The organism is Nonomuraea sp. NPDC052265 (assembly GCF_044547985.1).
Taxonomy (GTDB): Bacteria; Actinomycetota; Actinomycetes; order Streptosporangiales; family Streptosporangiaceae; genus Nonomuraea.
This window is the reverse complement of sequence record NZ_JBIUBJ010000017.1, coordinates 189,974-202,991: the sequence shown is the minus strand read 5'-3', so window position 1 is coordinate 202,991 and position 13,018 is coordinate 189,974. Positions and strand designations below refer to the sequence as shown.

Sequence of the window (13,018 nt, the reverse complement as noted above, 5' to 3'; positions counted from 1 at the left end):
AAGCGCTTGTTGACTGCTCGAAAATACGTATGTTCATCGGTAGGCATACCGACATTTCTGTTACCGCTGGTCACACCCGTCCACGTGCGGGTAGTGCACGCGATGCTGGACAATCGGGCACGTGCAGTTCGGCATTCTGGGCCCCGTGGAGGTGCGATCGGCCGGCGGCGACCCGATCGCCGTGGGCGGTCCGCGACCGCGTGCCCTGCTCGCCCTGCTGCTGCTGGAGGCCAGCCGCACGGTCGGCGTCGACCGGCTCATCGACGCCCAGTACGGCGAGAGCCCACCGGCGGGCGCGGCCAACGCCGTACAGGCGCAGATCTCCCGGCTGCGGCGCAACCTGCCCGCCGACCTGATCGAGTTCCACGGCGCCGGTTACCGGCTGGCGGTCCCGCCCGAGGACGTCGACGCCCACCGCTTCGAGCGGCTGGCCCGCGAGGGCCGGCGGCTGCTCGCGGCGGGCCGGCACACGGCGGCGGCGGCCACGCTCAGGGAGAGCCTGGATCTGTGGCGCGGCCCGGCGCTCGCGGACGTGCGCGAGGCCGCGTACGCGCCGGGGCAGGCCGACCGGCTGGAGGAGCTGCGCCTCGCGGCCCGGGAGGACCTGTACGAGGCCGACCTCCACCTGCCCGAGGCCGAGCCCGCGGCGGGGCTGCGCGAGCTGGTCGCCGCCCACCCGCTGCGGGAGCGCCCGCGCGCGCTGCTGATGCGCGCCCTGCACGCGGCCGGACGGCAGGCCGAGGCGCTGGCCGTCTACGACGAGGCGCGGCGGCTGCTCGCCGACGAGCTGGGGGCCGACCCGTCGCCCGAGCTGGCGGCGCTGCACCTGGCGATCCTGCGCGGCGAGCAGCGGCGTGCCCACCCCACGCGGTCGGCGCCGCCGCCCCAGCTCACCACGTTCGTGGGCCGGGAGGAGGAGCTGGCGCGCCTGGCCGCGCTGCGCGGGGAGCGCCTGGTCACGATCACCGGCCCCGGCGGCACCGGCAAGACCCGCCTCGCCGTCGAGGCCGCCACCCGCGACAAGGGGACGCAGGCGTGCTTCGCGGACCTGTCGCCCGCGGGCGGCGAGGGGCAGGTTCCGCTGCTGGTGCTGAACGCGCTCGGACTGCGCGAGTCGGCGCTCAGCCCGACCGTCCCCGGCCTGGCCGACCCCGCGGAACGCCTGGTCGCCGCCTTGGCCGAGCAGGACCTGCTGCTCATCCTGGACAACTGCGAGCACGTCGTCGCCGAGGCCGCCACGCTGGCCCGCCGCCTGCTGTCCGGCTGCCCCGGCGTGCGCGTCCTGGCGACCAGCAGGGAGCCGCTTGGCATCACCGGCGAGCACCTGGTCCCGCTCCCGCCGCTCGGCACCCCGCCACCGGGCACCCCGGCCGGGGACGCGCTCGCCTACCCGGCGGTCAGGCTGTTCGCCGACCGCGCCGCCGCCGTACGGCCGGGGCTGGAGCTGGACCTCGACGCGACACAGAGCATCTGCGCGGCGCTGGACGGCCTGCCGCTGGCCATCGAGCTGGCCGCGGCGCGGGTGCGCACGTTCTCCGTGGAGGAGATCGCCGCGCGGCTGGCCGAGCACGGCCGGTTCCGGCTGCTCTCGCGCGGCGACCGGACGGCCGCCGCCCGGCACCGGACGCTGCACGCCGTCGTCGAGTGGAGCTGGGACCTGCTGGACGCCGAGGAGCAGGTGCTGGCCCGGCGGTTCTCGGTGTTCTCCGGCGGCGCCCGGCTGGAGGCGGTCGAGCGGGTGTGCGGCGAGGACAGCGCCGTGCTCCTGGCCGACCTGGTGGACAAGTCGCTCGTCGAGACCGCAGGTGGCCGCTACCGCATGCTGGACACCATCCGGCTGTTCTGCGCCGAGCGGCTGGCCGAGGCCGGCGAGGAGGAGCGGATGCGCGCCGCGCACGCCGCCTGGCACCTGGAGCACGCCCAGCGCGCCGAACCCCATCTCTACCGGGCCGAGCAGCTCGAATGGCTGGCCGTTCTCGGGGCCGACGACGCCGACCTGCGGGCCGCGCTGCGCTGGAGCGTCGAGCACGACCCGCCGCTCGCGCTGCGGCTGGTCGCCGCCCTGGCCATGTACTGGTGGCTGAGCGGGCGCCGCGGCCGGGCCGTCCAGCCGGCCGGGCGGCTGCTCGACGCGATCGGCCACGAGCCGCCCGCGGACCTGGCCGACGAGTACGTGCTCGCCGTCCTGCACGCCGTCCCCGGCGCCGGGTCACCGCACTGGGCGCGGGCCCGCGCGATCATGTCGGAGACCGGCCGGCCGATGCGGCACCGGTTCGCCGCCGCGATGTGGGGCATGGCCGCGGGCCCGCCCGAGCCCGGCGCGGACGGGCCGCGGCGGCGTGGGCTCGGCGGCGACCCGTGGAGCCTGGCGCTCGGCCGGCTCAGCGAGGCGCTGCTCACCCTGCTGAACGGCGACGTCGTGGCGGCCGAACGGGAGCTGGAGCCCGTCCTGGCGGCGTTCGCCGGGCTGGGCGAGCGCTGGGGCAAGGCGCAGGGGCTCGACTGGCTGGCGCTGATCGCGGGCTGGCGCGGCGAGTGGGCACGGGCCATGGAGCTGTGGGAGGAGGCGGTCGGCCTGCTCGACGAGCTCGGGGCGCTGGACGAGCTGGTCGACGTGCTGTGCCGGCGGGCCCGCGCCCGGCTGCGCGCGGACGGCCCGGCGGCGGCCAGGGCCGACTACCTGCGGGCCCGCGACCTGGCCCGCGAGGTGGGCCGTCCGGAGCTGACCGTGACCGTGCACGTGGGGCTGGGCGACCTGGCCAGGATCGAGGGGGACCTCGGCGAGGCCGCCGAGCGGCTGCGGGACGCGCAGGCCGCCGCCGGTCAGGGCGCCCCGGCGGCCGGAGGCACCTGGTCGCAGGTGTCCACGGCGCTGGGCCGGCTGGCACAGGCCGCGGGCGAGGCGGGCGAGGCCGTGGCCCGGCACCGGGAGGCGGTGGCCGCCGCCCGGCGCTCGGCGATCGGCAGCGACCTCGCCGACGCCGCCGAGGGCCTGGCCGAGGCCGCCCTGCTCGACGCGCCGGAACGGGCCGCGCTGCTGCTCGGCGTCGGGGTGGCGCTGCGCGGCATGGCGGTGACCGGCGACCCCGACGTGGCCGCCACGGCCGCCGCCGCCACGGCCGTGCTCGGCCCGGAGCGCTTCGCCGCCCTGTACGCCCGCGGCGCCGCCATGACCAGGCAGGAGGCCCTGTCCACGACCCTGCCCTGACGGGGGGTCCGGCGGGGAATGCGGCCCTTCCCTGACAGTCCGCGCGGGCCGGGACGGCGGCTGTCAGCCGGTCGTCGCCGGGTTGTCAGCGCTCCCGGCGACGCTTGCCGACATGAGAGACAACCTGAAGAACACCAACGTCCTCGTCTCCGGCGCCAGCATCGGCGGCCCCGCGCTCGCCCTCCGGCTCGCCCGCCACGGCTGCAACGTCACCGTCGTCGAGAGGGCGCCGGCCCTGCGCGAGGGCGGCCAGGCCGTGGACTTCAAGGGCGAGACCCACCACACCGTCCTGACCCGCATGGGCATCCTGGACGACGTGCGCCGTCTCCAGACCGGCGGCACCGACCAGCACATGGTGGACGCCTCCGGCCGCACGCTCGCGGTCATGCCCGGCGAGTTCACCGGCGGCGACATCGAGATCCGCCGCGGCGACCTGGCCAACCTGCTGTACGAGCGCACCGCCTCCACCTGCGAGTACGTCTTCGGCGACTCGATCACCTCGCTCACCGAGACCCCCAGCGGCGTGCACGTCACCTTCGAACGCTCGGCCCCCCGCACGTTCGACCTGGTCGTGGGCGCGGACGGCATCCACTCCAACGTCCGCAGGCTCGCCTTCGGCCCCGAGGCCGACTACGTGGACTTCCTCGGCCACTACTACGCGCTGGTTGAGCTGGACGCCGACTTCGGCCCCGACAGCCAGATGTACAACGAGCCCGGCAGGATGGTCGCGGTCGGCGGCCCGAAGGCGACGGCGTTCTTCGTCTTCGCCTCCGAGCGGCTCGACTACGACCGCTACGACGTCGAGCAGCAGAAGGCGATCCTGGCGCGGGCCTATGCCGGGATGGGCTGGCGCACCCCGCAGGTCCTCGACGCGGTCCGCGGCGCCAAGGACGTCTACCTCGACTCGATCAGCAGGGTGAGCATCGACCGGTACGCGAGCGGCCGGGTGGTGCTGCTGGGCGACGCGGCGTACGGCAACACGCTGGGCGGGTTCGGCACCGGGCTGGCGCTGGTGGGCGCGTACGTGCTGGCCGGGGAGCTGGCGGCGGCGGGCGGCGACCACCGCGCGGCCTTCGCCGAGTACGAGGGCCAGATGCGCCGCTACTCCAAGGTCACGAGGAGCGGCAACAACGCGGGCACCTTCCTGGCTCCGGGCACCCCCGCCGGGATCCGCATGCGGAACTGGACCTTCAAGTTCGGCTTCCTGCTCGGCCTGATGATGAAGGTGACCGACATGTTCGCCACCAACATCGCGCTGAAGGACTACTGAACGGGCACCCGGCCCACGCCCGCGTCGAGCCGGAGCCGGGGGGCGCCGTCCAGCAGCGGGAGGTGGTCGTCCGCGAGCCGCCAGTCCTGGACGGGCACCAGGCCGGGCCCGATCAGCTCGAACCCGTCGAACAGCCGCAGCACCTCGCCGTGGCTGCGGAACGCGCCCTGGGCGGGCGAGCCGGCCGTGGCCAGGTGGAGCTGGGCGATGGCCTCGGGAGAGCTCTCGGCCATCGCGTGGGAGAGCACCAGATGGCTGCCGGGCGCCATGGGCTTCCTGAAGGCGGCCACGATGCCGGACGGGTCCTCGTCGTCCATGACGAAGTGCAGCACGCCGACCATCAGCACGCACACCGGCTGGTCGAAGTCGATCAGGCCGGTCACGTGCGGGTCGGCCAGGACGTCGGCCGGTCTGCGCAGGTCGGCCTGGATGCCGGCGACGCCTGGCTGGTCGGCGAGCATCACCTGGGCGTGCAGGCGCACCATCGGGTCGTGGTCCACGTAGATCACCCGGCAGGCCGGGCTCACCTCGCGGACGGTCTCGTGGATGCTGGGCGAGGTCGGGATGCCGGTGCCGAGATCGATGAACTGGCGCACGCCCTGCCGGGCCACGTGGCGCACGGCCTCGATCTGGAAGCGGCGGTTGGCCCTGGCGACGGCGCGGGCGTCGGGCGCGACGGCCAGCAGCCTCTCGGCCACCGCGCGATCGACGGCGACGTTGTCCTTGCCGCCGAGCAGATAGTCGTACACCCGGGCGGAGCTCGGGACGTTGGGGTCAACTCCGGACGGAACACGTTCTAGCTCAGACATGGCGGCTCATTCCCTCGCCTACCAATGTTCAACGGCCATACTACTCGGTAACTTCTGGGCCGGCCGGGAAGTTCCGATATACCGGAACACGTTCTACTTCGCCGCGTAGCCGCAGGAGCGGGGGTCGTCGAGCTCGGGGTCCAGCTCGATCCTGCTCAGGACCGTCGCGTCGATCGGACGGCGGATCGTGCCGGCCGTGGCGCAGTCGTAGAACACGTACGCGCCGGAGTCCTGGCCGAGCACCAGCCAGCGTTCCCCCTTCGACAGGAGCCTGCCGCCGTCGTCGCGGACCTCGGCCCACTGGTTGGAGAACCCGGTGAGCTGGAGCACGAGGTTGGCCTCGCCGCGGTCGTGCACCGCCTCGGCCCCCCGCGTCATCCAGCCGACGAGCACGAACCCCAGGCCCACCCCCACCAGCGCGCCCGTCAGCACGCGCATCGCGGCCCGGCCCGTGGGCCGCGCCCGCAGCAGCCGGTACGGCACCAGCAGGCAGAACAGCCCGACCACCACGACCGTGATCAGCACCGGCGTGCCGGTGATGTCCAGGATGCCGAGCATCCCCCAGTACGCGACGCCCGACAGCGCCGCGCCCACCCCGGCGGCCAGCCACGGCTGCTCCCGTCCCCGGTCGAGGGCCCGTCCGGCGGCGCCGCGGGTGATCCGGTCGAGCAGCCACCAGGCGCCCACGACCAGGCCGAGCAGCGGCAGCAGGGTCAGGAAGAGCAGCACCAGCGTCGCCACCAGATGGCCGAAGATACCGGCCTGGGTGAGCCCGGCCTGCTCAGGGGTGATGCCGAAGGTGTCGTAGACGCTCTCGAAGCCCAGGTAGAGCAGGGCGTACACGGCGACGGCGATCGGCACGACGACCGTGCCGATCTTCTCCATCACCTCCAGCACGCTGCCCCTGACGGACGCGGTCTCCGGTACCGCGGTCTCGGAGTGCGCAGCGGGCAACGTCTGATTTGTCATGGCACAAGAGGATGCATCAGGCCAGGACCGGCGTCATCCATCGGGCGTCGCGAAGCGGCGCAGCAGCGCGTCCGCCTCGGCGAAACCGGCCACCACGTCGGCGGCCGTGCGCTCCTCGCGCACCATCCCGACGGCCTGGCCGGCGTAGATGCAGGCGGTGTCGAAGTCGCCGTCGCGGCGGGCGGCGGCGATCCGCGCCGCGGCCTCCTCGTCGGCCGCCAGCTCCGCCTCGCGGCCGGCCCAGCGGTCGAAGAAGGCGTTGCGCAGGGCCCGGCCGCCGTACTCGACCGGCCAGTCCAGACGCTGTGCCACGTCGAAGACGCGGCCGTAGGCGGTGTCGGTCTCGGCCGCGGCCAGCACGCGGGCCGCCGCCGTCCCGGACAGGGTCGTCTCCGCGCAGCCCATGAACGCCGTGCCGGCCCACGCCCCCTCGGCCCCCGCCGCCAGCACGGCGGCCAGCCCGCGGGCGGTGGCGATGCCGCCCGCCGCCAGCACCGGGATCCGGACGGCGTCCAGGACGCTCTGGAGCAGCGGCAGCGTGCCCACGTCGGCGCGCCCGTGCCCGCCCGCCTCGGCCCCGCGCGCGACGACCGCGTCCACGCCGGCCTGCTCGGCGGCGCGGGCCTCGTCGGTGGTGCCCGCCTGGGTGACGACCGCGATGCCGGCCTGCCGCAGCTCCTCCACGTACCGCCGGTACGGCCCGAAGCTCACGGAGACGAGCCGGGGCCGGGCCGCGAGCACGGCCTCGAACTGGGCCGGGTTGCCGGGCAGCGCCCAGGCCATGAGCCCGATCCCGTACGGCCGCCCGCTCTCGGCGGCGACGGCTGCCTCGGCCTCGATCCAGGAGGCGGGCGCGGCGGAGGAGACCCCGATCACGCCGAGCGCGCCGGCCGCGGAGACGGCGGCGGCCAGCCGGCCCGCCCCCACCCCGGCCATGGGCGCCCCCACCAGGGGCACCGTCAGTCCGAACCGCTCGGTCAACCACGTCCGCACGCCGGTCCCCTTCCTCGTCGCCTGCCGCTGCCAGTCTCGCACCACGCCTCCCGGAGGCATGGCGGGAGGGGGACAACGCAGGATCCGTACGAAAGTAGAGCCGGATGACCGATGCGCCGGAGGCGGAGGCTGTGCATCCTGGTGGGGACGGGTCCGGCGCGTGGCCTGTTGTGAACCCGAGAGGAGTCGCCAGCCCATGGACAGCACTGCAACCCGCCCGACCGTGGTCCTGGACAACGGTGTCGTCGGCCGGATCATGCTGGCCCACCGGTCGAGGCGCGACCTCGTGCTCGTGCTCGGCATGGACGGCACCCTGCTGAGCTGCGACCTCGACGGCATCGCCTGCGTGGTCGGCGGCCGGCCCCTGTGCCGCGACGGCTGACGCCCGCCCCCGGGAGCGCCGCCGCGCACGGCGACGGTCAGGACCTGGCCACCAGGGCGGCCAGCTCGCCGACGGCGCTGAAGTCGTTGGTGAGGCGGTTCTTGGTGAGGGCGACGGCGGTGCCGGTCGCGGTGTCGGCCCACGCGTAGCTGCCGCCCGCCCCGCCGATGCCGAACGCCGTCGCGCTCTCCTGCGGCGAACCGCCGGGAAGCCCGATGGTGAACCCCAGACCCCACGTCGAGGGCATGCCGAAGACCTCGTCCGGGCCGCTGTAGGCCACCGCGGTCGCCTCGCGCAGCCGCTCCGGCGAGATCAGCCGGACGCCGTCCACCTCGCCCAGCAGGGCGGCGTACATGCGCGCGACGGCCCTGGCCGAGGTCTTGCCGCCGGCCGGGATGTCGGCGGTCAGGTAGTCGGGCCTGCTGCCGAGGGCGGCGTTCGGCATCAGCTCCATCGGCCCGGCCCTGAACATCGGCAGGTCGGCCGGCATGTCCCCGAACGCCGACGGGTCCATCGGCTCGTCCTCCAGCCGGGCCAGGCGGTGCTGCTCCTCCGGCGGCATCCCGAAGTAGAGCTCGCGGGCCACGCCCAGCGGGCCGGAGACCTCCTCCAGCAGCACCTGGGAGATGCGCTTGCCGGTGGTCCTGCGGACGATCTCGCCGACGAGGAAGCCGAAGGTGTAGGCGTGGTAGCCCATCTTCGTGCCGGGCTGCCACCACAGCTCGGCGTTCTCCAGGGCGGCGACCATCCTGTCCCAGTCGCAGACGTCCTCGGGGGTCGTGTCGAGCGGCACGCCGGGCACGCCGGCCGTGTGGCTCAGCACGTGGCGGACGGTCACGCCCTCCTTGCCGTTCCCGGCGAACCCTGGCCACAGGTCGGCGACGGGGGTGTCGTAGTCGTACAGGCCGCGCTCGGCCAGCATGTGGGCGACGGTCGAGGTCGCGCCCTTGCCGATGGAGAAGTTGTAGAACGGGGTGTCGGAGGTGACCGGCCGGCCGGTCTCGGGGTCGGCCACGCCCGCCACCACGTCCACGATCTGCCTGCCGTCCCGGTAGACGGCCACCTGCAGGCCGCGCTCGGCGCCCGACTCGATCAGCTTGTCGGCGGTCTGCTGCACCTGCTGCTGAAGATCGGTCATGAGATCGTCACTCCTGTCGGCTTAGGAAACTGGACGGTACAGTACTCAGATAAGTACGGAACTGTCCAGTACTGTGGGAACACATGATCGAAAGATTGGTGCGTCGGTGGCGGAAGAGGACGGGCGGACGGCCCGCAAACGCAGGCAGATCCTGGACGCGGCCCACGCCGTGTTCCTGCGCAACGGCTACGTGGGCGCGAGCATGGACGAGGTGGCCTCGATCGCCGCGGTCTCCAAACAGACCGTCTACAAGCACTTCAGCGACAAGGAACAGCTCTTCACCACGATCGTCCTCGACACCGCGGGCCGGATCGAGGTCCTGGCCAAGCTGATCAGCGAGTCGCTGGAGGGGAACCAGGACCTGGAGAAGGGGCTGCGCAAGCTGGCCCACGAGTTCCTGGCCTCGATCATGCAGCCCGACGTGCTGCGGCTGCGGCGGCTGATCATCGCCGAGGCCGACCGGTTCCCCGGCCTCGGCCGCGCCTGGTACCGGCAGGGCTTCGAGCCTTCGCTGGAGGCGATGTCCACGGCCTTCGGGCGGCTGGCCGGGGCGGGCCTGCGTCCCCTGGACGATCCGCGGCTCGCCGCCGAGCACTTCGTCGGCCTGCTGCTGTGGATCCCGGTGAACAAGGTGATGTTCTCGGGCGGCGGCGACCACCACACCCAGGCCGAGCTCGACCGGCTCGCCGACGCCGCGGTGGAGGTGTTCCTGCGCGCCTACGGCGCCTAACCGGTCAGGAACTGCTTGAGCCCGGCGGCCAGCGAGCCGGCCATCTCCTCCCGGAACTCCCCGTCGGACATCTTGGCGGCGTCGCCCGGGTTGGCCATGTTGCCGCACTCGATGAACACCGCCGGGCGGGTGGACAGGTTGAGCCCGCCCAGGTCGGTGCGGGTCTGCAGGCCCTGCTCGCCGACGTAGGTGGCGTACGGGATGCCGGTGCCGTCGCGGAAGGCGTTCCGGACGGCGACGCCCAGCCTCCGGGACGGCTGGATGATCGCGTCGTTGTGGCCGGGCACCAGGCCCGGCATGATCACGTGGAAGCCGTGGCCGGCCGGCGGCGCGCCGTCGGCGTGGATCGACAGGACGGCGTCCGCCCGCGCCTTGTTGCCGATGGCCGCCCGCTCGTTGACGCAGGGGCCGACGCCGGTGTCGTCCGGTCTGGTCAGCACCACCTTTGCGCCCATGCCTTCGAGCTGCGGCTTCAGGCGCAGCGCGACGTCCCAGGTGAAGGCGTGCTCGGGGTAGCCGGCCCCGGTCTGGGTGCCGGTGGTGTTGCAGGGCTTGCGCCTGGTGATGACGTCGACCGGGCGGTTGATCTCCGTGGGGTGGGAGGCGTTGCCGCCGTTGTGCCCCGGATCGAGCACGACGGTCTTCCCGGCCAGCGCGTTCCGCGTCCCCTGTGACGGCGAGGCGGAGGTGACGACCACCCCCTGGGTGGTGCGCACGGGGCCGCCGCCGCAGGCCGCCGACAGCGCGGCCAGGGCGGTCAGCACCACGGGGACCGCTGGGTGAACGCGCATGCGTCCGACCGTAACCCGGTCCGGCCCGCGGGCTCCGCCACCCACTCTGACCTGCGGCAACAATGACCTGGATTTGGGTTTCGCGGAATGGGCGTCGGGCGCGTCACCGTCGGCGTGCTCGGCCGGGCTAGTCGCGGTCCCAGGTCACGCCGGGTATCGGCGGCTCCTCGTGCTTGCGGATCAGGTAGGGCGGCATGACCAGGGCGTGCAGGTTCGTGGTGAGCAGGGTGTCGATCGACTGCTCGGGCGTCTCGGTCAGCGGGTCGCCGGGGCCGTGGAGCGAGGTGCTGACCAGCACCGGGGAGCCCGTGGCCGCATGCCACCTCGTCAGCAGGGCGTGCAGGAACGGCGTGGCCGGCTCCTCCACGGTCTGGAGCCTGGCCGTGCCGTCCACGTGGGTCACGCCGGGCAGGCTCGCGCGGTGCTCGGGGCGCACGTCGGCGGAGTACTGCATGAACGGGGCCGGGCGGTCGACGTCGAACAGGCGCTCGGCGTGCTCGGCCAGCACCAGCGGGGCCAGTGGGCGGAACCATTCGCGGCCCTTGATCTCGAAGTTGACGTAGTCCTGCATGTCCGGTCTGGCCGGGTCGGCGAGGATGCTGCGGTTGCCGAGGCCGCGCGGGCCGGACTCGCTGCGGCCCTGGTGCAGGGCCACGACCCGGCCGCTCTCCAGCAGCGACACCATCGCGCCGACCAGGTCGTGCGGCTGCTCGGCCACCAGGCCGTCGGGCAGGCTTCGTACGGCGGCGGTGATCTCGCTCTCGTCCGGGTCGGGGCCGAGGAAGTCGTCGGTCCAGCGGAAGCGGCTCTCGACGCCGAGGCATTCGATGAGGCCGTACAGGGCGCAGCCCACGGCGGTGCCGCCGTCGTGCGGGCTCGGCGGGACGAACACCTCGCGGAACGGCGACCCGCGGAGGATCCGGCCGTTGGCCGAGCAGTTGAGCGCGGTGCCGCCGGCGAAGGCCAGCCGGTCCAGGCCGGTCTGCCCGTGCAGCCAGGCGACGACCTGGGCGAGGGCGTTCTCGAAGGCCCGCTGGCCGGCCGCGGCCAGGTCCGCCGCGCGGGAGAAGCGCTCGCCGCCGGGCTCGTATACGTAGGCGTCCCGCTGGGCGAACGTCTCGATCCACTCCTCGGGGATGAACACCTCGTGGCCGCGTACGTCGAGGTCGGGCAGGCCGTACACGTACGCGTCGCCGAAGGGGGCCAGGGCCGTCACCTTGTCCTCGTGGCCCTCGCCCTCGGGCCACAGCAGCTTGGTCAGCAGCGCGTAGAAGCTGCCGAGGCCGGCCGGTCGCGACCAGTCGCCGTCCCAGAGCTGCTTGGCCAGGCACTCGATCTCGCCGCCGCGCTCGCAGCGGTAGAACGAGGCGACCTCCAGCATGTCGTCGCGGGTGCCCTTCGGCAGCGCGACCCGCTCGGTGAAGTCCCTGACCCGGCTGCCCTGCGCGTCGATCACCAGGCCCGCCGCCCGGTCGAACGGCGAGGGCGGGAACGCGCTGTAGAGGTGGCTGAGATGGTGGGAGACCCGGACGACCCGGGCGTCCTCCTTGAGGCTCAGCGTCTCGCGCAGCTCCTCCTCGTAGGCGTCCTTGTGCTCGATCTCGGTGTCGGCGGAGTATCCCTCGACGACCAGGTCCACGGGCTCCTTGAGCAGCGGCATCTCGGGCAGGTAGACGTCCGGCAGGTCGCCGAGACGGCCCCAGTGATGCCTGCGCCGGCTGATGCGCTCCTTCTGCAGGCTGTACATGCCCGACTCGCCCACAGCGACAGCAACAGAACCATCCTGAGTACGATTTATACCGACAACGATAGGAACATCCGTCATCTCTGGTGCCTCCTGGGCTGTGATCACCGGCACCAGTACCCGGACCTCGGACAAGACCATCCCTCAACCGCGTAACGGACACGTCAGCCCGGACCCGCCCGCGAACCCGGCAGAACTTGTGGGCCGGAAGCGCAGTCAAACCCTGCATGACGATGAAGCACACAATCGCGGCGGCGACCCTCGCGGCGGGCGTCGCGCTGGCCGGGATCGCCTCCCCCGCGCTCGCCGCCCCGACCTTCGGCCCGCTCGGGTACGGCGGGGTCACGCTGGGCATGAGCGCCAAGGCCGCCCAGGCCACCGGGAAGATCGTCCACAAGCCCGGCCTCGACTCCGACAGCTGTTCCGGCTGGGACCTCAAGGCCCGGAAGACGGCCCGCGACACGGTCGGCCTCTTCATCTCCAAGAAGCAGGGCGTGGCGATCATCTTCGCGCCGAAGGGCGTCAAGACGCCGCAGGGCATCGGCATCGGCTCGACGAGCGCCCAGCTCAAGAGCGCGTACGCGAAGAAGCTGCGGACGGCCGAGAGCGGCTACCCGTACGTCGCCGTGCCGGGCAACCCGAAGGCCCACTACTACTTCCTGCTCTCCAAGGGCAAGATCTACGAGATGGGCCTGGCCCTGGACAAGCAGGACTGCGCGAACTAGCGACGTCCCCGTCCCGCATGTGGACGACCGGCCCGGCCGAAACCCTGAGAGTGATCTACGTCACTCGATCGCTCCAGGCGGGCGCGCACGCGATCCGGTCGCGACCGCGGCAGCCCGCCCATCAGGCGATCATCGACTGACGGGCCCCTGAACGGGCGGCACCGGCTTCTCCGCGAAGCCGGTGCTCTTTTTATTTCCCGATAAATAGGGTCTAGCCCGGAGATGTGGTTCTTGGTAGAAATTGCCGCTGGCGGCTACA

Annotated in this window: 11 protein-coding genes; 5 read left to right on the top strand and 6 right to left on the bottom strand. The window is 73.2% G+C overall.

Going from position 1 to position 13,018, the window contains the following annotated elements; genetic code table 11:
- Positions 1-121: 121 nt before the first annotated feature.
- Both ACIHAD_RS36945 and ACIHAD_RS36940 read left to right on the top strand, forming a co-directional pair.
- Positions 122-3,208: a BTAD domain-containing putative transcriptional regulator gene (locus ACIHAD_RS36945; protein ID WP_397359362.1), complete on the top strand. Its 3,087-nt coding sequence runs from the start codon at positions 122-124 to the stop codon at positions 3,206-3,208.
- 112 nt (positions 3,209-3,320) lie between these two features.
- Entirely contained in the window at positions 3,321-4,478 is a 1,158-nt protein-coding gene (locus ACIHAD_RS36940) for an FAD-dependent monooxygenase (RefSeq protein WP_397359361.1), read from the top strand.
- Here ACIHAD_RS36940 and ACIHAD_RS36935 read toward each other — a convergent pair.
- The 3 genes from ACIHAD_RS36935 to ACIHAD_RS36925 all read right to left on the bottom strand — a co-directional run bounded on the left by ACIHAD_RS36935 (position 4,472) and on the right by ACIHAD_RS36925 (position 7,249).
- Complete coding sequence (locus ACIHAD_RS36935) at positions 4,472-5,287, bottom strand: SAM-dependent methyltransferase (RefSeq protein ID WP_397359360.1); 816 nt, start codon at positions 5,285-5,287, stop codon at positions 4,472-4,474. The two genes, ACIHAD_RS36940 and ACIHAD_RS36935, sit on opposite strands and share 7 nt — an antisense overlap.
- A 93-nt stretch (positions 5,288-5,380) precedes the next feature.
- Entirely contained in the window at positions 5,381-6,256 is an 876-nt protein-coding gene (locus tag ACIHAD_RS36930) for a hypothetical protein (RefSeq protein WP_397359359.1), read from the bottom strand.
- Between the two features lie 33 nt (positions 6,257-6,289).
- Positions 6,290-7,249, bottom strand: a complete 960-nt coding sequence (locus ACIHAD_RS36925; RefSeq protein ID WP_397359358.1) for an NAD(P)H-dependent flavin oxidoreductase — start codon at positions 7,247-7,249, stop codon at positions 6,290-6,292.
- A 196-nt stretch (positions 7,250-7,445) separates the two neighbouring features.
- Here ACIHAD_RS36925 and ACIHAD_RS36920 point away from each other — a divergent pair, with 196 nt between their 5' ends.
- Complete coding sequence (locus tag ACIHAD_RS36920) at positions 7,446-7,631, top strand: hypothetical protein (protein ID WP_397359357.1); 186 nt, start codon at positions 7,446-7,448, stop codon at positions 7,629-7,631.
- Between the two features lie 37 nt (positions 7,632-7,668).
- On the opposite strand, the gene ACIHAD_RS36915 is transcribed toward ACIHAD_RS36920, so the two are convergent.
- Positions 7,669-8,769 (bottom strand): serine hydrolase domain-containing protein, encoded by a 1,101-nt coding sequence (locus ACIHAD_RS36915; protein ID WP_397359356.1) that lies wholly within the window; start codon positions 8,767-8,769, stop codon positions 7,669-7,671.
- A 106-nt stretch (positions 8,770-8,875) separates the two neighbouring features.
- Between ACIHAD_RS36915 and ACIHAD_RS36910 the strand changes: the two genes are divergently transcribed.
- On the top strand, positions 8,876-9,499 hold the full coding sequence (locus ACIHAD_RS36910) for a TetR/AcrR family transcriptional regulator (RefSeq protein ID WP_397359355.1): 624 nt from the start codon (positions 8,876-8,878) through the stop codon (positions 9,497-9,499).
- Here the strand turns inward: ACIHAD_RS36910 and ACIHAD_RS36905 are convergent.
- Both ACIHAD_RS36905 and ACIHAD_RS36900 read right to left on the bottom strand, forming a co-directional pair.
- On the bottom strand, positions 9,496-10,290 hold the full coding sequence (locus ACIHAD_RS36905) for an N-acetylmuramoyl-L-alanine amidase (protein WP_397359354.1): 795 nt from the start codon (positions 10,288-10,290) through the stop codon (positions 9,496-9,498). The genes ACIHAD_RS36910 and ACIHAD_RS36905 overlap by 4 nt on opposite strands.
- Positions 10,291-10,417: 127 nt before the next feature.
- Positions 10,418-12,037 carry a carbamoyltransferase C-terminal domain-containing protein gene (locus ACIHAD_RS36900; protein ID WP_397359353.1) on the bottom strand — a complete coding sequence of 540 codons (1,620 nt, stop codon included), beginning with the start codon at positions 12,035-12,037 and terminating at the stop codon, positions 10,418-10,420.
- Positions 12,038-12,267: 230 nt separating this feature from the next.
- On the opposite strand from ACIHAD_RS36900, the gene ACIHAD_RS36895 reads away from it, so the two are divergent.
- Positions 12,268-12,759: a hypothetical protein gene (locus tag ACIHAD_RS36895; RefSeq protein WP_397359352.1), complete on the top strand. Its 492-nt coding sequence runs from the start codon at positions 12,268-12,270 to the stop codon at positions 12,757-12,759.
- Positions 12,760-13,018 lie beyond the last annotated feature (259 nt).